Origin of the sequence: Myroides albus (assembly GCF_009711045.1) — a bacterium.
GTDB classification, from domain to species: Bacteria; Bacteroidota; Bacteroidia; order Flavobacteriales; family Flavobacteriaceae; genus Flavobacterium; species Flavobacterium album_A.
The window spans coordinates 40,119-60,367 of record NZ_WMJX01000004.1 but is presented as its reverse complement, the minus strand read 5'-3'; the positions used below and the strand labels follow the sequence as shown (position 1 = coordinate 60,367).

Sequence of the window (20,249 nt, the reverse complement as noted above, 5' to 3'; positions counted from 1 at the left end):
TTTTTTTGTTATAAACTGTTTCTAAAAATGGTGTTACTAATCAAAATGAAGTGCATAAAAAAAGTCCTACTTTAAACAGTAGGACTTTGATATTTAATTAAGAATACATCTTTTCTCTTAACTCTTTTACTTTTGGATCATCTAAGTAATCGTCAAAAGTCATATATCTATCAATTACACCATTTGGAGTTAATTCTAAAATACGAGTACCAACCGTCTGAGCAAACTCATGGTCATGCGTCGTTAATAGAATAGTCCCCTTAAAGTTCTTCAACGTATTGTTGAATGCTGTAATAGACTCCAAATCTAAGTGGTTTGTTGGCTCATCTAACATCAATACATTAGCTCTCATCATCATCATACGAGATAACATACAACGTACCTTTTCTCCTCCTGATAACACACGCCCAGTTTTAAGCGCTTCCTCTCCAGAGAAAATCATCTTTCCTAAGAAACCACGTACATAAACCTCATCTCTTTCTTCTTCTGTTTTAGCCCATTGGCGTAACCAGTCTACTAAAGTTAAGTCGTTATCAAAAAACTCGTGGTTTTCAACTGGCAAATAAGATTGAGTAGTAGTAATACCCCATTCAAACTTCCCTGCATCTGCTTGTTTATTTCCATTCAAAATTTCATAAAAAGCGGTTGTAGCACGAGAGTCTTTAGAAATAACAACTAACTTATCTCCTTTAGCCATGTTCAGATTCACATCCTTGAACAATATTTCTCCATCAACAGAAGCAGCAAGTCCTTCGATATTCAAGATTTGATCTCCTGCCTCTCTATCTTGATCAAAAATAATAGCAGGGTATCTTCTTGATGATGGTTTAATGTCATCTAATTTTAATTTGTCAATCATTTTCTTACGAGAAGTAGCCTGTTTAGACTTTGCTACGTTCGCACTAAAACGACGAATAAACTCTTCCAATTCAGCCTTTTTCTCCTCTGCTTTCTTGTTTTGTTGAGCTCTTTGTTTAGCCGCTAATTGACTTGACTCGTACCAGAAAGTATAGTTACCAGAATAGTGGTTAATCTTACCAAAGTCAATATCAGATACATGCGTACACACAGCATCTAAAAAGTGACGGTCGTGAGATACAACAAGAACTGTATTTTCGTAATGAGCTAAGAAATTCTCTAACCAACCAATTGTCTCAAAATCCAAGTCGTTGGTAGGCTCATCCATGATCAACACGTCTGGATTACCAAATAAAGCCTGTGCTAATAATACACGTACCTTTAATTTAGCATCCATTTCCGCCATTGTCGTATAGTGAAACTCTTCGTTGATTCCCAAGTTAGATAACATAGTAGCTGCATCAGATTCAGCGTTCCATCCGCCCATCTCATCAAAGCGAATTTGCAACTCACCTATTCTATCAGCATTTTCATCTGTATAGTTTAGGTAAAGCTCATCCATCTCTTTCTTTACATTATACAAATCCTTGTTACCCATCATTACAGTTTCTAAAACTGTATACTCGTCAAACATATTGTGGTTCTGGTTAAGAACAGACATACGCTTTCCTGGTTCTAAAGAAACATGTCCTGATGTAGGATCTATCTCTCCAGATAATATTTTTAAGAATGTAGATTTACCAGCACCATTAGCACCAATAATCCCATAGCAGTTACCTTGTGTAAAAGTTACATTAACTTCGTCAAATAAAACTCGTTTACCAAACTGAACTGACAGATTCGAAACTGTTAACATTATTATCTATTGATTTAAATTGCCGACAAAATTAATAAAATTATCCCACATATAAGATTAATTCTCAATACTTCCTTAATATCGCATTTTAACAGCTTGTTAACGACGATTGCCAACATGAAAACTTACATTTGCTATAGCGCGCATTTTAAAAGACCAATTTAAGAGGCTTTTTATAACAATGAATATTCAAACTATAAGTAAAAATATATTTTTTGCTGTAATACCTATTACACTATCTGTTACTTCTTGTCAACCCAAATTTGACGATAGTGATTACAGTGCCTATTTTCAGGGTGAAATAGTAAACCCCAACAGTGACTATGTCTTATTTTGCAAAGACAATGAGGTCTTAGATACACTCTATTTAGACCAGCACAACAAGTTTTCACATAAGTTTGATTCATTGACTCCTGGGATGTATATCTACAGACACAGACCCGAATTTCAATATGTTTACTTGGACAAGAATGACAGTTTAAACCTTCGTTTGAATACTCGTGATTTTGACCATTCTATTATTTTTTCTGGACGTGGAGCTGAAAAGAATAATTTCTTGATGGCTTTAAACATGAAAAATCTTGTGGACGAAAACTATAAATACGAGAATTACGACTTGGAACCAGGAGCATTTCTCCGCAAGCTTGATTCAACGCACGCAGCAAGAACAACCTATTACCTTAGAAGTAAAACACTCATTGGGTGGTCTAATGACTTTGACATTTATGCTAAAGCAAAATTGGATTTACACTTTTTTGCTCAAAAGGAAATATACCCTTTAGCTCACTACATTAGAACAAATCAAGATATACGTCAAAATTTACCAGAAGATTACTACAGTTTTAGAAAGAAAATCAACTTCAACGAGGAAAGATTGATTAGTTATTCTTCTTATACCCGATACCTATCCATGATGCTCAACTCAGTAACCAATGAAACTGAAATTGATTTTGACGCATCGAGAAAATTTGATAAGAACATTGAAAAACTAAATATAGTAGATACTTTAATCAAGAATAAAAAAGTCAAAAATGCTATTTTAGACAATATTGCCTTTATATACTTATTAGAAGATCAGAACTTAAATAACAATGACAAGTTCTTAGACCGATACTTCGAACTTTCTACAGATAAATCACAGCACGGGGAGATTATACAAATCCAAGAAGCTGTTCAAAATCTCAAATACGAAAAACGCTTGCCAAATGTTCCCTTAGTAAATACTGATGGAATACCGGTAGAGGTAAACAATATAATAAGGAAACCAACCTTAATGTTTGTCTGGACCAAAAACACACTTGGTCACGCAGATGGTGCACACAGAAGAGCAATGCAGTTATTGGATCAAAATCCAGATATACAAATTATCTCTGTTTGCATTGATGGAGAGCACACTGAGTGGGTAAAGTTTGTCAGCAAGTATAAACATGCTAATTTAATTGAATTAAGGAGTACAGATTTTAATCAAATGAAAGACAAGTGGATCATTACAAAAATCCAAAGAAGTATTGTCTTAAACGCAGATGGTACAATTAAAAATGCATTTGTCAATATCTTTGACCGAAATATTGCAACAACGATAAAAGAAAAAAAGGAAGATTAATCTTCCTTTTTTCTTTTATAAACGTTTGATTAACTATTTTTTTTGCCAAAAAAGCTCAAGGGTTTTACTAACTCACTTTTCTGTATTTTGACAAACACAGGATAAATTGAAATACTTTACCCCACAAAAATTCTTTACATCAATGGCTTACCACCAAATTCTCTAAAGTACTCAATCTTACTTAAAAACATCGCTGCCATTTTCTCCGCTCTCCACTTCGCCTCATCGGCAATCTTACCTTCATATAGCTCATCAACTGTACCATTAAAGATTACTTTCCAAGTTTCGAAATGCTCAGTATTCACTGGTAACTGTGCGTGAGGAGGAAAAGGCTTACCTCTATAAGTGTATTCCTCTAATAAAATAGTCTGCCAAAAGCTGTACATTTTCTCTAAGTGCTCTGGCCATTTCCCTTCTAACTTACTATTAAAAATAGGCCCTATCATTTCATTTTCTTGTACTCGTCCATAAAAGGTATCGACAAGTATCTTGATATCTTCTAAAGTTTCTATATCCTTTTTCATCTTAAATTGCTTAATTTTACAAAAATTGTTCCAATTGAAAAAACTGTTTGCTAAGTACTTATTATGATTACAATTTCAATCTTAGGAGCTGGTAAAGTAGCTCATCATCTTATTCTAAATATCTTAGAACAAGACAACCTAACACTGCAACAAGTGTATGCACGAAGCAAAAACAAAGTTAACGACTTAGTTTCTGAGAATCAAATAATAACAGACATCAATTTGCTAAAGCCTGCAGATATTTTTATCATTGCAGTCAGCGATGATGCTATTGCAGAAGTGTCCAATGCCATTCCTTTTGACAATGCCTTTGTAGTTCATACTTCAGGTACACAGTCAATGGATATTATACAGAAAACAAACCGCAAAGGAGTACTTTATATGTTGCAAACCTTTTCGTATGACAAAGAAGTTGACTTTTCCAAAATGCCTTTTTGTTTAGAAGCGGCTAAACCTACTGACTTCAAACTACTGGATAAAATTGCCATTTGTTTCTCTGAAAAAGTATACAAGATTAGCTCTGAACAAAGAAAAGTAATTCATTTAGCGGCAGTATTTGTAAACAACTTTACTAATCACCTATGTACTTTGGCTGAAGACATCTGTAAGAAAAACAGCGTTCCCTTTGACATTCTCAAGCCACTAATAGCGGAAACTGCTGAGAAACTACAAGTACTTTCTCCAAAAGAAGCACAAACAGGACCTGCAGCAAGAAAGGATATAGGCACGATTGACAGTCATCTTCAAATGCTTGAAGGAACAAACGAAAAAGAAATTTATCAATTAATAACTAATTCAATACTAAATAGATAATGTCAAAACACTTCAAAGAAATAATGAATGACATCACTACGTTTATTTTAGACGTAGATGGTGTACTTACAGATGGTTCAGTACACGTAGCACAAGATGGCAACTTACTTAGAGTGATGAGTATCCGAGATGGGTATGCAATCAAAGCAGCAATCGAACACGGTTATAACGTATTTATCATCTCAGGAGGAAATAACGAAGGTGTGCGCATTAGATTGCAAAACTTAGGAGTTAAAGACATACACATGAGTGTATCTAATAAAGTTGAAGTATTCGATCAACTTCTTGCTAAATACAACCTTAACGCTGAAAACGTAATGTATATGGGTGATGACATACCAGACTACCACGTTATGCAAAAAGCGGCTCTACCTACTTGCCCACAAGATGCAGTACCAGAGGTAAAAAGTGTAGCTAAATACATTTCGCATGTCAATGGAGGAAAAGGCGCTGTAAGAGAAGTCATTGAACAAGTGATGAAAACACAACAAAAATGGTTTCAGCACTTTGATGCTAAATACGATTAATTAATTCACGCGAATGTTATCACAAATATTTAAAGATTACAATATTGTACTTGGTTCAAACTCACCAAGGCGAAAACAATATATGCAAGACTTGCAAATTCCTTTTACGGTAAGAGCATCGGATATTGATGAAACGTATCCAAGTACACTGCAAAGGGAAGCTATTACGGACTTTATCGCTAATGCAAAATCTCAAGCGATTCCACTATTGGCTCACAATGAAATAATCATTACCAGTGATACCACGGTTTGGAATAATCATACCTCTTTAGGAAAGCCTGTAGATCGTCAAGAGGCCTACACCATGATAAAGGGGATGTCTGGTAAACAACACGAAGTAATAACATCTGTGTGTCTAAGAAGCAAGAACAAAATCAAGATATTTAATTGTATTACTAAAGTTGATTTTATCGAATTGTCTGATGAGGCTATCTACTTTTATATAGATACATACAAACCCTATGACAAAGCTGGCGCTTATGGTATTCAGGAGTGGATTGGGCTTATAGGAATCTCTAAAATTGACGGTTCATATACCAATATCGTAGGATTACCTACAACAGAATTAGTACAAGAATTGATCGCTTTTATAAAAGAATAATATGCTACACATTTATTATCCGAAAATAGTTATTACAGCAATAATCATTATACTTTATTTTCCTTGTCGAAAATTAGTATCGTATATCATACGCTCCTTTTCTAACAAAGAGAAGCGTAAAGACAACAGAGTTATTTTGGTCATAAGATTATTCAATACACTCTTATTGGTTTTGTTTCTGATACTAATCTTAACCATTTGGGGAGTACAGCCCGAAAACTTTATGCTTACACTGACATCGGTATTTACAGTAATAGGTGTAGCGATGTTTGCTCAATGGTCTTTGCTAAGTAATATAACAGCAGGAATACTCTTATTCTTTTCATTTCCATTTAGAATTGGAGATGTAATACGAATACAAGATAAAGATTTTCCAATTGAAGGAACTATTACAGATATAAAAGCATTCTGTACAATAATAATTTCCAAAGAAAACGAAAAGATCTCTTATCCCAACAGTTTACTGCTACAGAAAGGGATTGTCATTGTTTCAAAAGAAGAATCTGAAGAAAATTTTCCTACAATATAAAATATTGGCATAGAAATTGTTTTTAAGCTAAACGGTTTTAATAGTCAAATGGTAGTGGTTAAGGCTAGTTATGGACCCTTTCTGTAACTAGCTTTTTTTGATTTTTGATTTGAAACTTTTTCATAACAATTTAATATTTATACTGTTTAGAATACCCCCATTATTCTAAAGTAAAAAGCGAAGTTTGTCTTTACATTCTTCGCTTTTTTATTGTTAAAACATAAATACTTAGTAAGGCCCTTACAAATATCAGGTTACCTACACAGAGTAAAGATCAAGCCTAAAGTAATGTTCAACTTACAAAATAGCTTCCTTAAATCCCATTACTTCAATGCGGATTAACTTTAACAGTAAAAGGTTCCACAACAATACGAGCATTTCATTAAAGCAATTCACGATTTAACTATTGTGTATACTAAGTTCATTGATACTCTTAATACGCTTATTTTACATCATCACAAAGTCACTCCTTAAATCTACTTTTTGTTCCTTTAAAAGGGAATAATGTAAAAGTTACACACCGGCATATCAGACGACATCTACTACAAGAATGCCCCAATTAAGTATTTAGGATAGAAAATTGACAACAAGACACACCGTAAAGATTGACAACACTCCTTTTCTAACTTAACAACAAACTTCCCTGTTTTGCCATTGCCTACTAACAATATGCAAAAAAATAGCCCAATCCTTTGGTTAAGGGATTGGGCTATATATTTCTTCAACGATGCATTGCTTTAGTCATGAGCAAATGGCAAACTCCATTTATACTTAACTGATAGCGCACGAATAATCATGATTGTACCAGCCGTAGCAATGTAAATCACATCCTTCTGCAATTGAAAATAATGTAAAAAGTAATACATCCCCCCACCTAAAATACAAGCAGTTGCATATATTTCTTTTCTAAAGATAATTGGAATCTTATTGGCTAAGATATCCCTAATTACCCCACCGAAACAAGCGGTAATTGTCCCTAAAGTAACGCAGATAACGGGGTGTAGCCCAATCCTCATTCCCTTTTCGATACCAATAAGAGTAAAGACAGCTATACCAATAGTGTCAAATAAAAATAGCGAATAGCGAAGCACATTGAATTTCTTGTAAAATACAATAGCCATGGCAACCCCAATAAGTGTAACGTAGAAATAACTCAAGTTAGTCAACCACATCACAGGAGTAAACCCAATCATCATATCCCGAATGGTTCCGCCTCCTATGGCTGTTGCAAATGCCAATATGGTCATTCCAAAAAGATCTAACCTACGTTCACGACCAGCCAATGCGCCGGAAATAGCAAACGCTAAGGTTCCGAGCAAGTCTAAAATCTCGAAAAAACTAAACATTAAATGAATAAAAAATTAAATTCTTGCAGTTAAATAATTGTAGTCTTTCAGTACTACTTCAATAAATTCTTGATTACTGTAGTGCTTAACATCGACAGACATAACCTCTGTTACTTTATTGACTAATTTGCGAAGCAATCGAGAATCTCTGTTTTTCTTATACAAAAGGTAAGTATCTTTGATAATGCGCAAATCATTGTCTGAGAGATTCAAAACTTGATTATAGACAGGAACGTAAGTATCCTCAACTTCTTGAAAGATCGTAGCTGAGAAATCCGTTCTTTCCTTATAAATTATAACGGCAGTACCTGCTAACATATCCCCTAACCTTTGGTTTTTCTTTGAAAAAGACATTGAAACAAGACCAATCAATGCACTAAAACTGTAAATATCAACCAGGTTCATAATCCATCGAATAGCATAATCCATAATTGTGGCTTGATAACCATCTATTTTAATCACACGTATTTTGGCTATCTTTTTACCAGGAGTAAACCCTTGTAGCACAATTTCAAAAAATAACGTATAAAAAATTACAGGAGCATATAACACAATAATTATTGCCATCTGTGACCAACTATCCATTACATTCTCAAACAAATAAAAACCATCGAATAACTTTATGATTAGAACAATATAGCACACTTTAAACAAAGTATCTAAAAAAAAAGCCATCACTCGGCTACCAACTTGAGCACTTTTAAACTCTAATTGTATATGTTGTGTTGTATTTATTGTTAAATTAGCCATAATATTTCAAAACATTTTCACTTCATGCGAGAAGTTGCTTTTATAAAACAAAATAAAGATCAATGGTTAGCTTTTGAAAAAACGATATTTTCAAATCAAACTCAAAAACCTGATTTCTTAGCGGACATGTACATTCAGATAATGAATGACTTATCATACGCGCAGACTTTTTACCCTAAAAGTAAAGTTACGCAATATCTAAACAATTTAGCTGCACAAACTTATCAAAAAATTTACAAACTAAAACGCATTGAAGAGAATAGAATTTCATATTTTTTTAAGACAGAAGTTCCATTAACGATATACCAATACAGAAATTACTTAAAATTCTCTGTTTTAGCCTTTTTAATTATTACGGCCATTGGAGTGATTTCTGCGCATTATGATTTAAACTTTAGTAGAGCTATTTTAGGTGATAGTTATGTAAATATGACCCTTAACAATATAGAGAGTGGCGATGTTATGGGGGTTTATAAATCTGGAAGTAATTGGGGGAGTTTTATTAGTATAACTGCAAATAACCTTAACGTTGGACTGCGTTTTTTTGTTTATGGTGTATTTGGCGGAATTGGAACGTTATTTTTTCTATTCCAAAATGCGATCATGCTAGGAACATTCCAATATCTATTTGTACAACACAATGCTTTTATGGATAGCTTCAGAGGTATTTGGTTACATGGAGCGATGGAAATAACAGCGATGGTTATCGAAGCTTTTGCAGGTTTTATTTTTGGTGGAAGTTTACTGTTTCCAAAAACATTTTCGAGAATGAACTCTTTTAAAATCGGCTTTAAAGCTGGGTTCAAAATATTTATAGCGACAATTCCCTTTACTATTGCAGCCGGGTTTATTGAAGGATATATAACAAGATATGCCAAAGAGATGCCCGATATCATTAATTACTTGATTATTTTCGGAACCTTGGCAATAATTGTTTATTACTTTTTTATCTATCCTTACAAAGTACATCGAAAACTTAATCCTCTACACTAACCTAACTATTACAAGATTGAAAATGAAATGTGTGATAACACTGCAGCATAATTAAACTTGTTTGTGAGACACAAAATCATATAGACTAATACGCAAAGCACAGCACATGAATAGTAAATTAATCAATATATATATCTTTTTTAGTTGTCTTATTCTAACTATACCCTATGGCTATAGTCAGCAAGTAGAAACTTATCTTGATTCCATAGCAGAAAAACCATATGGAGTAATTGGCCAAAAAGAATCAAAACCATGGACATACGACCTACCCCTAACAGTAGATACGGATTCTGCTCTTACTTTAAGGAAATTTAGAAGTGACTACAAAAAGAGATATTTAGAAGATAAGGATTTCCAATATGATGAATCCTTGGTTGTCCGTGACAATTTCTTACAAAAAATATTAAAAGCAATAAATGAGTTCTTCGACAATATTTTTGGAAATAGAACGATCACTCATAACGATGTATCTAACTTTGTAACAGGGATGAGAGTATTGGCGATATTAGTATTTTTCCTTATTGTTTACTATGTCATAAGAGCATTTATACAAAAAGATATTTATTGGGGATTCAAACGCAAAGGCAAGGACTTGCAATTTAAACTGCAAAATGCTGAGAATGATATTGAAAATGCTGATTTCCCTACATTGATAAAAGAAATGATTCAGCGAAAGGAATACAGAATTGGTATTCGCTTTTATTATTTATGGCTACTACAACATTTACAAGAACAAAACATCATTCAATGGCATGTGGACAAAACAAATACGGATTACTTACTGGAGATAAAGAATATCGAAACTAAAGAACAGTTTCAATATTTGTCTTATTTATACAATCACATTTGGTATGGAGAACACCTTATCACTGAAGAAGAATTCAACAAAGCCAAAGCAGCTTTTGACTTAACATTAAAACCAGGTAAAAATGAATAGTGCTACTAAAAAATTTATTATAGCAATTGTCGTAGTTATTGGACTGGTTGTAATCTTCAAAAAAAATCAAAAGCCACCCATTAACTGGGAGGAGTCTTATAGTGTTACGGATAAGAATCCATACGGAATGTATATTCTAAATAAAGAAATTGACTTTTTATTTCCCAAGAATAAATTAAAACACGTAGGTCCAAAAACCTATACTTTCTTATCTCAAGAACGCTATGACACCAATGTAAAAACATCATTGATTAGTATCCGAAATCAAACTAATTTTGACGTTTATTTATTGGATCAACTCCTTGATTACGTTGAAAAAGGAAATACAGCTTTAGTATTTGAAAGGCTTGGCTCTGAAAGTTTAGCTGAATCCTTAAAAATTCACATTGTATCACCCGAAATAAGACAATATAAGAAAGACAATTACACCTTAGAGTTAACAAATAAGAATATTAATACTTCACGCTTTACCTTTGAGAACAATAACAGCAACGTATTTAAAATAAGTGACAGTGTCAAAAACAAAGTAAAAGTATTGGGATATAAAACGTTATTAGACGGCCAAAAACATCCTAATTTGATTGAGTACTCTTATGGAAAAGGTAAAATTATTTTGGGTACTGACTCAACTATCTTTACCAATTACAATATGTTAAAGAGTAATAATCACCTATACATTCAAGGTGTACTTTCTTATCTACCAGAGGATAGAATAACTTACTTTGTTACCGATAAGGACAGTGATTCACCTTTTAGTGATGATGATTCAATACTGAGCTTTATACTGAGAAACAAAGAACTTAGATGGGCGTGGTACCTTTGTCTAACCACCTTAATTGTCTTTGTCGTCTTTACAGCTAAACGCAAGCAACGAGTAGTACCTATTATAGTACCCTTAACCAATACTACAGTAGATTTTACTAAGACAGTATCTAACCTGTATATTCAAAATAAAGATTATAGCGATATCATAAATAAGAGTATTATCTACAACTTAGAAAAGATCAGAAGGCTATATTGGATAGACACTTCCAAATTAGATGAAAAATTTGTAGAGTCTTATCATATCAAGACAAATAAGGATAGAAAGGATATTGTAGCCTATGTCAATTTTGTCAACGCATTTAGAAAAGCTAAATATGGGGCAAGTGAATCCGATTTAATAAAATTTAATAAACTTACAGAAAAAATAATTGACTAATTACACTATGGAAAACATACAAGAAAATACAGAAAACTTACAGTTTGAATCGCGTTTAGATTTGAGCTTATTGACACAAAAAGTTCAAGCGATCAAGCAAGAAGTTGCAAAAGTAATTGTCGGACAAGACAAGACAATTAATCAAATCTTAGCTTCGCTTTTATCAAATGGCCATATCCTCTTAGAGGGAGTTCCGGGAGTAGCCAAGACATTATCTGCTAAACTTATTTCGCAAACCATTAATATGGGCTTTAGTCGTATTCAGTTTACTCCGGATTTAATGCCTTCAGATATTCTTGGTACTTCGATCTTCAATGTTCAAAACAGTCAATTTGAGTTCAAAAAAGGACCTATTTTTTCCAATATGATTCTGATTGACGAGATTAATCGCGCGCCAGCAAAAACGCAAGCAGCCTTGTTTGAGGTAATGGAAGAAAGACAAGTTACAATTGATAGTCACACCTATAAGATGGACCAACCTTTTATAGTTATTGCAACACAGAACCCTATCGAACAAGAAGGAACCTATCGATTACCCGAAGCACAACTTGACCGTTTCTTGTTTAAAATCAATATTGAATATCCGAATTTGGAAGAAGAAATTCAGATTATTGAAAAAGAACACACATTAGTGGATCAAACAAAATTGGAAAAAATTGACAAGGTAATCCAACCAGAGGAATTAGTAGCGTTTCAGAAATTAGTCAAACAGATTATTATCGAAAAGAACCTCATGGAGTACATTGCAAAAATTATTGCCAATACACGTACTAATCCCCTTTTATATTTGGGAGCATCTCCAAGAGCCTCTATTGCCATTTTAAATGCATCAAAGGCATTTGCAGCCTTAAATAACCGTGACTTTGTCACTCCTGAAGATATTAAAGAAGCAGTATACCCAGTTCTACAGCACAGGATTATTGTTTCTCCAGAAAGAGAGATGGAAGGCATGACAGCCAAAGACATTATTTATCAAATCGTAGAATCGATAGATATTCCAAGATAATTAAAAAGCATTGTATGTTGGATTTACTTAAACGATTATACCTTTTAAAAGGAGTATATATAGGCTTTGGAGTAATTATCTGCCTGTTCGTCATATCCTTTTTTGTACCAGTCCTCTACGATTTGGTATGGATATTACTATGGCTTTTCTTAATTGCAATATTGTCCGATATAATGGCTCTATTTTTAGGTAATAACAAAATAGTAGCTGAGAGAACACTACCTGAACGCCTGTCAAATGGAGATGAAAATCCAATAAAAATAGCTGTACAAAACAAATACACTTTTTCGATAGACTGTCAAATTATTGATGAAATCCCCTTTCAATTTCAAAAGCGAGATTTCACTATAAAACAAAGGATTAAAAGCAATGAAAAACAAAATTTTCAATACGCCTTAATTCCCAAAAAACGCGGAGTTTATCAATTCGGCAAACTTAATATTTTTGTTAATTCACCTTTAAAGTTAGTTGCAAAAAGATACACATTCTCAGACAAACAGAACTTGGCCTGCTATCCTTCTTTCATTCAAATGCAGAAGTACGACTTAATAGCTTTTTCTAAAAACAAATTTGCCTTTGGTTTAAAGAAAATACGCAAAATTGGTCAGACTACGGAATTTGAACAGATTAAGGAATATGTCATCGGAGATGATATACGCACTATCAACTGGAAAGCGACAGCTAAGCGAAATGAGTTAATGGTCAACCAATTTTTGGATGAAAACACAGAGAATGTTTACTGTATCCTGGACAAAGGTCGAACCATGCAAATGCCCTTTAATGGAATGACCTTATTAGATTATGCTATCAATTCAACTTTAGCATTGTCCAATGTCATCATTAAAAAAAATGACCGCATCGGTATGATGACTTTCTCGAATAAAGTAGAAAACAAAATTTTGGCTGAAAACAAAAAAAGTCACTTAACCAAAATAATAGAGCAACTCTACAGTATAGAAACAAACTTTAAGGAAAGTGATTTTGGATTGATTTACAACCAAATAAAATACAATATCACACATCGCAGTTTAATTATCTTATATACAAACTTCGAATCCCTATCGAATTTGAATAGACAGTTAAAGTACCTTAGAGCCATTGCTAAAAGTCATTTGTTATTAGTGGTCTTTTTCGAAAACACAGAGCTTACAAAACTTGCCAATAAAAAGGCATTAAATACCGATCATATATTTGACAAAGTTATCGCAGAAAAATTTAACTTTGAAAAGCGTTTAATCGTCAATGAACTTACCAAATACGGTATCATGTCTGTCCTAACCAAACCAGATGAATTGTCGATAAACACAATAAACAAATACCTCGAAATCAAGGCAAAAGGAAAGTTATAATATGATTACTAAAAAGATAGAAAGTCCTCAAAACAGCTTTATAAAAAGCATTGTACAACTGCAAGAAAAGTCAAAAAACAGACGACAATCTGGTACATTTTTAATTGAGGGCCTTCGAGAAATAGAATTAGCTACAAAAGGAAACTATCAAATAAACACTATTTTGTATCAAGCTGATATTATTTCTCTTGACCAATTAAAGCCATATCTGAATCAATCTACAGAATTAATAGAGATATCTAAAGAGGTCTATCAAAAACTTGCCTATCGAGATACCACAGAAGGAGTCTTGGCTATTGCACGAACAAAAGAACTGAGCCTATCCGATTTAAAATTGTCAGATAACCCAGTTATTCTTGTAGCTGAAGCTACCGAAAAACCAGGGAATATAGGAGCAATATTGCGCACAGCTGATGCTGCAAATATAGATGCTGTTATCATCGCGAATCCCAGAACGGACCTGTACAATCCAAACGTCATTCGCTCAAGTGTAGGTTGCGTGTTTACCAACCAAATAGCCATGGCAAGTACAGAAGAAGCTATTGCTTTTTTAAAGCAAAAAAATATAGCCATTTATTGTGCTACTCTACAAGATTCGACCAGTTATCACACAAGAGATTACACCTCTGCAACTGCTTTTGTAGTTGGTACTGAAGCTACAGGACTTACACAGACCTGGAGAGAGGCCAGTACAAAGAATATTATTATCCCTATGAGTGGAGAAATTGACTCCATGAATGTTTCAGTTGCGGCGGCGATTTTATTGTTTGAAGCAAAAAGACAAAGGGACTTTAAATAAAAACAAAAAAGCGATGAAGATCTCATCGCTTTTTTTGTGCCTTTCCAATACTATCACAATGAACTACTCTATAGATAATCTCAATGCAAATTCAGCATCCGAAAAGAGACAATGTAGAATAAGTGCTTATAACCCAAAAGGGACGATAGACCTATAAACGACGACTCATTAAACAAAATAAGTCAGCATTAGTAATACAAACATGCCATAATCCGGTTTTAGAGTTAATGAAGAATCAAAGAAATAGCATTGCGTTGCGATATTGGGCTAACTCAGATTTTGAATTAATGATACTCATTCACAACTATAGACCCGAGGACACTTCAATATACACTATTCTCTAAATCACTAAGATGGTTGAAAAAAGAAAGCAGCCATAAAAAGCAGATTCCCATGCTTAATTAAGGGGGATTCCTTGCAGTTTCTTGGGGATTTCTTGCAGTTTCCTTGGGGTTTACTGGTCAAAAGCGCGGTTTTCTCGAAGAAAGGTGCAAGAAAAGTACCAAATACTCGCAATCTATCTCTTATCAGATGAGCACAAAGTGATAAGTAGCCCTTCCTATTATAAGTGTAAGTAATAGATCATCTACCTACCAGTTTTTAAAAGTGATATTCTGTTTCTTGTCAATTTGATTTTTAATACACGTCGCCATTACTTCACTGATTCTGACAAAAAAGTAAAAATTAAATTACTGCTATTAGTAGGTAAAATACAGTTGAAGAAAAAAGTGCATACGCAAACGATACAAGAGTAAATTAGAGTTTATACGAGAAATAGTATATCCCAAATACAGATTCCTCCAAGCATACTAATCACAACATCCCAATTAAAGATAGACAACTAACTTAAATCAAACACGTATAACGCTAGTGCCACAAACATTGCTCACCCTCCCGCTCTATTCCTTCCATTGCAACATCACCTTATTGTACAGACACTTGATCTCAAGTAAAAATCACCAAGCATCATAAGAGAAAAGCTAAATAAAATAATGAAGAAACAGAATTAAAGAGCAATTGCAATTATTTATAACGCAATAGAAATATCTATTGACAATACATAGAAAGTCAAATACAAAATCTTCAATTTAATCTTATATTTGTAAGAAGATTAACAATCTAAAAAAATTGCTACCCCCTATCAAATTACAAACCTACTTTTTCTATTTTCCCTTGGTAAAATAGATTCAAAAGCGTTTTTTTCATTTGGGAGATCAAAAAACTGAAAAAACTACGGCCAGTATAATAACTTTTAACAGTTGTCATACTAAGGCTAATTTGATTTTTTCATATATTTAATACAATATACAAACTCATTTAAGTGCTATTATTTTTATGACAGAGGAAGAGATTGAATTAGAGAACAAAGCGATTGCAAAAGAGTACAAAGAGTTACTGAAAATTAGTTATCAAACACTAAATGATGAAGATAAAAAACTAATTCGCAAAGCATTTGATGTTGCAGTAGAGGCGCACAAAGATCAAAGACGTAAATCAGGTGAAGCATATATCTTCCACCCTATTGCTGTGGCTAAAATAGTTGCCTCAGAGATTGGGTTGGGAGCCACTTCTATTGCCTCTGCATTAATGCATGATGTAGTAGAAGATACGGATATCACAGTCAAGCAAATTGAAGAATGGTTCAATCCTAAAATAGCTAAGATAGTTGAAGGTTTAACTAAAATGGCTTTATTAGAACCAGACCCGCATATTTCTATGCAAGCGGAAAACTACCGCAAGATGCTATTGACTTTAAATGATGATGTTCGCGTTATCCTTATTAAGATTGCCGACCGTTTGCACAATATGCAGACGATGGAGAGCATGGCAGACTACAAGCAAGCTAAGATTGCTTCAGAAACCCTGTATATTTATGCCCCCCTTGCCCATCGTTTGGGGTTATTTAACATCAAAACTAAGTTAGAAGATCTCGGTTTAAAATATACTGAACCCCGTATATACAAGGATATTGTAAACAGAATGCAAGAATCTAATGAGGAGCAGCTTGCCTATATCAAATCAGTAACGGATATACTGAAAGAATCATTAGATGAAGAACAAATCGAGTATTCGATGAAGGGAAGACCTAAGTCGATTTACTCCATACGCAGAAAAATGAAGGCTCAAAATGTAACTTTTGATGAAGTATACGACAAATTTGCCCTTCGAATTATCTATAAATCAACACCACACGATGAAAAATTCATTGCGTGGAAAATATATTCCATTGTAACTGATCACTTTAGACCCAGCCCAAACAGGCTAAGGGATTGGATTTCTGCTCCTAAATCTACTGGTTACGAGGCCTTGCACATTACTGTGATGGGACCAAAAGGTAGATGGGTAGAAATACAGATTAGAAGTGAGCGAATGGATGAAATTGCAGAGAAAGGATATGCAGCTCACTATAAATACAAGCAGGGAATCACAGAAGAAAACAGCTTAGACAAGTGGCTTAACCAATTGAAAGAGGCCCTTGAAAATGCAGAGACAGATGCTGTAGACTTTGTAGAAGACTTCAAATTAAGTTTATACGCAAAAGAAATTTACTTGTTTACGCCAAAAGGAGAGATTAAATCCCTTCCAAAAGGAGCGACTGCTTTAGACTTTGCCTTTTCTATTCACTCAGAAGTAGGCTTGAGAACAAGGGGAACACGCGTAAATGGACGATTGGTTCCTTTGAACCACGTTTTAGTCAGTGGTGATCAAGTAGAAGTTATCACCTCAGAAAGTAAAAAACCAAGTGTCAGCTGGTTAGACTATGTCACAACCTCAAGGGCGAGAAATAAAATAAAAAGTGCTTTAAATGAAGACACTAAGAAGATTGCCGATGATGGAAAAGAGCAACTACAGCGCAAGTTAAAACACCTTAAGGTGAATATGGATGAAAAAGTGATCAACGAAATGGTTGTTCACTTTAAACTAAAAACCAGTCAAGACCTGTTTTATCGCATTGGAGCTGGAGTGATAGACAATACACAGCTAAAAGAATATGCTTCTAACCGAAATAACACACTGTTTAATTTCTTCAAGAAGACTATTAAAAGAGCCCCTTCTATCCCTGCTATCAACAATGAAAGCAGCGATACTAAAACGCCTGACTTATTAGTATTTGGCAAAGAAAAAGAGAAATTAGACTACAAGTTAGCAACCTGTTGTAATCCAATCGCAGGAGATGACGTATTTGGATTTGTAACAATAAATGAAGGAATCAAAGTACATCGTACAGATTGTCCAAATGCCATCAGCATGCGTTCAAATTACGCTTATCGCATCATGAATGCACAATGGGTAGATTCTTCAACAGCAGCCAACTTTGAAGCGACAATTAATATCACAGGATTGGACTCAGCTGGACTTACTACAGAGATTACCAAAATAATCATGGAGAGTAAAGTGAGTAATATCAGAAGTATCTCATTAAGCGAAGATGCAGGAATATTTAAGGGATCAATCACTGTAATTGTACCAAATAATGATATTCTCAAGAAAATGATCAATAATATTAAAAAGATCGAAGGAATAGAAAAAGTAAGTAGAGTCAATCCAAATTAGGCCTTGAACAAGTCTAAACTAAGAGAAAGTACACTTTATAAGTTTTAAAAATGTATTTTTGAAAGATAAAAATAAGTAATAATTATAGCGACATAAATGTTCAATATGTAGTTTTATACAATTAAAAATAAAAATAGCTATATATTTGCAACTAAGTTATTTTTGATATGGGAAGTGAAAAAAATCAAGAAATAGTTAAGAACGTATTTACAAAGTTCTTAGAAGAAAAAGGACATCGTAAAACACCTGAAAGATTTGCTATTCTACAAGAGATCTACGATAGTGAAGAACATTTTGATATTGAGTCTTTGTATATCAAAATGAAAAATAAAAACTATCGAGTAAGTAGAGCAACTCTTTACAACACGATTGAAATCCTATTAGAATGTGGCTTAGTAAGACGTCATCAATTTGGTCAAAACCAAGCGCACTATGAGAAGTCTTACTTTGATAAACAACACGATCACATTATTATCACTGATACAGGTGAAGTAGTAGAATTTTGTGATCCGCGTATACAAACGATTAAAAAAACGATAGAAGATATATTCAATATCGAAATTCACAATCACTCTTTATACTTCTACGGAACAAGAAAGAAAACCGAAGAAGCTACACAAGAAGGTTCTGAAAGCACAAACAACTAATAAAAGAACATTTAACAACACAAACAATGACTGTAGATTTACTACTAGGCCTACAATGGGGCGATGAAGGAAAAGGTAAAATCGTAGACGTTTTAACCTCTAAATATGATATCATTGCTCGTTTTCAAGGTGGACCAAATGCGGGACACACTTTAGAATTTGACGGAATCAAACACGTATTAAGAACGATTCCTTCTGGAATATTCCACAAAAATGCAATCAATATTATTGGAAACGGAGTTGTTATCGATCCTGTTGTTTTCATCAAAGAAATTGAAGGTCTGGAGAAATTTAACATCGATATTTATAGTCGATTACTGATTTCAAGAAAGGCACACTTGATATTGCCAACACATCGTTTACTTGACGCTGCTTCTGAAGCTGCAAAAGGAAAAGCTAAGATTGGTTCTACATTAAAGGGAATTGGTCCAACTTATATGGACAAAACAGGTAGAAACGGATTAAGAGTTGGAGATATTGAATTAGTAGACTTCAAAGATAGATACCGCACTTTAGCTGACAAACACGAAGCTATGATAAAGTTTCACGATGTAGATATGCAGTATAACCTCAAAGAATTAGAACAAGAATTTTTTGAAGCAGTAGAGCAACTTAAAAAATTAACCTTTATTGATAGTGAACATTATATCACACAAGCACTCAAAGAAGGTAAATCTATCTTAGCAGAAGGTGCACAAGGTTCACTTTTAGATATAGACTTTGGAACATATCCTTTTGTTACTTCATCTAATACAACTGCTGCTGGAGCATGTACAGGTTTAGGTGTTCCTCCAAATAAAGTTAAAAACGTATTTGGTATATTTAAAGCTTATACTACTCGCGTTGGTAGTGGTCCCTTCCCTACTGAATTACACGACGAAATAGGTGCAACAATGGCAAATGTAGGTCGCGAATTTGGATCAGTTACTGGAAGAGCAAGACGTTGTGGTTGGTTGGATTTAGTAGCTCTTAAATATGCTGTTGAAGTAAATGGGGTTACTGAACTTTACATGATGAAAGGCGATGTATTATCTGGATTTGACACTTTAAAGATTTGTACAAAATACAAATACAATGGTCAAGAAATAGAACATCTACCATTTAACATTGAACCAGAAAACGTTGAGCCAGTTTACGTTGAGAAAAAAGGTTGGAAAGCAGACTTAACAGGAATGACTTCATACGAAGAATTACCTATAGAATTAAAAGAGTATATCGAGTTCATTGAAAAAGAACTTGAAGTACCTGTAAAAATAGTATCTGTAGGTCCTGATAGAACACAGACAATCATCAAATAAATGATATATAAAAAACACTTCCTTTCGGAAGTGTTTTTTGCTTTAATAGGCTATGTT

18 protein-coding genes are annotated in these 20,249 nt (G+C 33.7%); 14 read left to right on the top strand and 4 right to left on the bottom strand.

What is annotated here, in order from left to right:
- Positions 1-97: 97 nt before the first annotated feature.
- Positions 98-1,714 (bottom strand): ABC-F family ATP-binding cassette domain-containing protein, encoded by a 1,617-nt coding sequence (locus tag GJV76_RS03285; RefSeq protein ID WP_155091219.1) that lies wholly within the window; start codon positions 1,712-1,714, stop codon positions 98-100.
- A gap of 181 nt (positions 1,715-1,895) precedes the next feature.
- Here GJV76_RS03285 and GJV76_RS03280 point away from each other — a divergent pair, with 181 nt between their 5' ends.
- Positions 1,896-3,317 carry a TlpA family protein disulfide reductase gene (locus GJV76_RS03280; RefSeq protein WP_155091218.1) on the top strand — a complete coding sequence of 474 codons (1,422 nt, stop codon included), beginning with the start codon at positions 1,896-1,898 and terminating at the stop codon, positions 3,315-3,317.
- Between the two features lie 134 nt (positions 3,318-3,451).
- Here the strand turns inward: GJV76_RS03280 and GJV76_RS03275 are convergent, their stop codons facing one another.
- Positions 3,452-3,841 (bottom strand): group III truncated hemoglobin, encoded by a 390-nt coding sequence (locus GJV76_RS03275; protein WP_155091217.1) that lies wholly within the window; start codon positions 3,839-3,841, stop codon positions 3,452-3,454.
- 63 nt (positions 3,842-3,904) lie between these two features.
- On the opposite strand from GJV76_RS03275, the gene GJV76_RS03270 reads away from it, so the two are divergent.
- From GJV76_RS03270 to GJV76_RS03255, 4 genes are read left to right on the top strand one after another with little or no spacing between them, the layout of a single operon-like run.
- Positions 3,905-4,654, top strand: coding sequence for a Rossmann-like and DUF2520 domain-containing protein (locus GJV76_RS03270; RefSeq protein ID WP_155091216.1), 750 nt, complete (start codon positions 3,905-3,907; stop codon positions 4,652-4,654).
- Positions 4,654-5,181 carry a KdsC family phosphatase gene (locus GJV76_RS03265; RefSeq protein ID WP_155091215.1) on the top strand — a complete coding sequence of 176 codons (528 nt, stop codon included), beginning with the start codon at positions 4,654-4,656 and terminating at the stop codon, positions 5,179-5,181. The genes GJV76_RS03270 and GJV76_RS03265 overlap by 1 nt, the downstream gene beginning before the upstream one ends.
- Positions 5,182-5,194: 13 nt before the next feature.
- Entirely contained in the window at positions 5,195-5,782 is a 588-nt protein-coding gene (locus GJV76_RS03260; RefSeq protein WP_155091214.1) for a Maf family nucleotide pyrophosphatase, read from the top strand.
- A 1-nt stretch (position 5,783) separates the two neighbouring features.
- On the top strand, positions 5,784-6,311 hold the full coding sequence (locus GJV76_RS03255; RefSeq protein ID WP_155091213.1) for a mechanosensitive ion channel domain-containing protein: 528 nt from the start codon (positions 5,784-5,786) through the stop codon (positions 6,309-6,311).
- 737 nt (positions 6,312-7,048) lie between these two features.
- On the opposite strand, the gene GJV76_RS03250 is transcribed toward GJV76_RS03255, so the two are convergent.
- Both GJV76_RS03250 and GJV76_RS03245 read right to left on the bottom strand, forming a co-directional pair.
- Positions 7,049-7,657: a trimeric intracellular cation channel family protein gene (locus tag GJV76_RS03250; protein WP_155091212.1), complete on the bottom strand. Its 609-nt coding sequence runs from the start codon at positions 7,655-7,657 to the stop codon at positions 7,049-7,051.
- 15 nt (positions 7,658-7,672) lie between these two features.
- Positions 7,673-8,407, bottom strand: coding sequence for an RDD family protein (locus GJV76_RS03245; protein ID WP_155091211.1), 735 nt, complete (start codon positions 8,405-8,407; stop codon positions 7,673-7,675).
- Between the two features lie 24 nt (positions 8,408-8,431).
- On the opposite strand from GJV76_RS03245, the gene GJV76_RS03240 reads away from it, so the two are divergent.
- The 9 genes from GJV76_RS03240 (at position 8,432) to GJV76_RS03200 (ending at position 20,192) form a co-directional block, all read left to right on the top strand.
- Positions 8,432-9,400, top strand: coding sequence for a stage II sporulation protein M (locus GJV76_RS03240; protein ID WP_155091210.1), 969 nt, complete (start codon positions 8,432-8,434; stop codon positions 9,398-9,400).
- A 106-nt stretch (positions 9,401-9,506) separates the two neighbouring features.
- Positions 9,507-10,337, top strand: coding sequence for a DUF4129 domain-containing protein (locus GJV76_RS03235; protein WP_155091209.1), 831 nt, complete (start codon positions 9,507-9,509; stop codon positions 10,335-10,337).
- A complete protein-coding gene (locus GJV76_RS03230; protein WP_155091208.1) occupies positions 10,330-11,538 on the top strand; it encodes a DUF4350 domain-containing protein in 1,209 nt (402 codons plus the stop codon). The genes GJV76_RS03235 and GJV76_RS03230 overlap by 8 nt, the downstream gene beginning before the upstream one ends.
- Positions 11,539-11,545: 7 nt before the next feature.
- Positions 11,546-12,544, top strand: coding sequence for an AAA family ATPase (locus GJV76_RS03225; protein WP_155091207.1), 999 nt, complete (start codon positions 11,546-11,548; stop codon positions 12,542-12,544).
- A 14-nt stretch (positions 12,545-12,558) separates the two neighbouring features.
- A complete protein-coding gene (locus GJV76_RS03220) occupies positions 12,559-13,893 on the top strand; it encodes a DUF58 domain-containing protein (protein WP_155091206.1) in 1,335 nt (444 codons plus the stop codon).
- 1 nt (position 13,894) lies between these two features.
- Complete coding sequence (locus GJV76_RS03215; RefSeq protein ID WP_155091205.1) at positions 13,895-14,692, top strand: TrmH family RNA methyltransferase; 798 nt, start codon at positions 13,895-13,897, stop codon at positions 14,690-14,692.
- Between the two features lie 1,335 nt (positions 14,693-16,027).
- Positions 16,028-18,247: a RelA/SpoT family protein gene (locus GJV76_RS03210; RefSeq protein ID WP_155091204.1), complete on the top strand. Its 2,220-nt coding sequence runs from the start codon at positions 16,028-16,030 to the stop codon at positions 18,245-18,247.
- A gap of 167 nt (positions 18,248-18,414) precedes the next feature.
- Positions 18,415-18,894, top strand: a complete 480-nt coding sequence (locus GJV76_RS03205) for a Fur family transcriptional regulator (protein WP_155091203.1) — start codon at positions 18,415-18,417, stop codon at positions 18,892-18,894.
- A 26-nt stretch (positions 18,895-18,920) separates the two neighbouring features.
- Positions 18,921-20,192 carry an adenylosuccinate synthase gene (locus tag GJV76_RS03200; protein ID WP_155091202.1) on the top strand — a complete coding sequence of 424 codons (1,272 nt, stop codon included), beginning with the start codon at positions 18,921-18,923 and terminating at the stop codon, positions 20,190-20,192.
- Positions 20,193-20,249 lie beyond the last annotated feature (57 nt).

Excerpts from the sequence above, each read along its gene's own strand:
- GJV76_RS03285 (WP_155091219.1), bottom strand. The coding sequence starts at position 1,714 with ATGTTAACAGTTTCGAATCTGTCAGTTCAGTTTGGTAAACGAGTTTTA.
- GJV76_RS03280 (WP_155091218.1), top strand. The coding sequence starts at position 1,896 with ATGAATATTCAAACTATAAGTAAAAATATATTTTTTGCTGTAATACCT.
- GJV76_RS03275 (WP_155091217.1), bottom strand. The coding sequence starts at position 3,841 with ATGAAAAAGGATATAGAAACTTTAGAAGATATCAAGATACTTGTCGAT.
- GJV76_RS03270 (WP_155091216.1), top strand. The coding sequence starts at position 3,905 with ATGATTACAATTTCAATCTTAGGAGCTGGTAAAGTAGCTCATCATCTT.
- GJV76_RS03265 (WP_155091215.1), top strand. The coding sequence starts at position 4,654 with ATGTCAAAACACTTCAAAGAAATAATGAATGACATCACTACGTTTATT.
- GJV76_RS03260 (WP_155091214.1), top strand. The coding sequence starts at position 5,195 with ATGTTATCACAAATATTTAAAGATTACAATATTGTACTTGGTTCAAAC.
- GJV76_RS03255 (WP_155091213.1), top strand. The coding sequence starts at position 5,784 with ATGCTACACATTTATTATCCGAAAATAGTTATTACAGCAATAATCATT.
- GJV76_RS03250 (WP_155091212.1), bottom strand. The coding sequence starts at position 7,657 with ATGTTTAGTTTTTTCGAGATTTTAGACTTGCTCGGAACCTTAGCGTTT.
- GJV76_RS03245 (WP_155091211.1), bottom strand. The coding sequence starts at position 8,407 with ATGGCTAATTTAACAATAAATACAACACAACATATACAATTAGAGTTT.
- GJV76_RS03240 (WP_155091210.1), top strand. The coding sequence starts at position 8,432 with ATGCGAGAAGTTGCTTTTATAAAACAAAATAAAGATCAATGGTTAGCT.
- GJV76_RS03235 (WP_155091209.1), top strand. The coding sequence starts at position 9,507 with ATGAATAGTAAATTAATCAATATATATATCTTTTTTAGTTGTCTTATT.
- GJV76_RS03230 (WP_155091208.1), top strand. The coding sequence starts at position 10,330 with ATGAATAGTGCTACTAAAAAATTTATTATAGCAATTGTCGTAGTTATT.
- GJV76_RS03225 (WP_155091207.1), top strand. The coding sequence starts at position 11,546 with ATGGAAAACATACAAGAAAATACAGAAAACTTACAGTTTGAATCGCGT.
- GJV76_RS03220 (WP_155091206.1), top strand. The coding sequence starts at position 12,559 with ATGTTGGATTTACTTAAACGATTATACCTTTTAAAAGGAGTATATATA.
- GJV76_RS03215 (WP_155091205.1), top strand. The coding sequence starts at position 13,895 with ATGATTACTAAAAAGATAGAAAGTCCTCAAAACAGCTTTATAAAAAGC.
- GJV76_RS03210 (WP_155091204.1), top strand. The coding sequence starts at position 16,028 with ATGACAGAGGAAGAGATTGAATTAGAGAACAAAGCGATTGCAAAAGAG.
- GJV76_RS03205 (WP_155091203.1), top strand. The coding sequence starts at position 18,415 with ATGGGAAGTGAAAAAAATCAAGAAATAGTTAAGAACGTATTTACAAAG.
- GJV76_RS03200 (WP_155091202.1), top strand. The coding sequence starts at position 18,921 with ATGACTGTAGATTTACTACTAGGCCTACAATGGGGCGATGAAGGAAAA.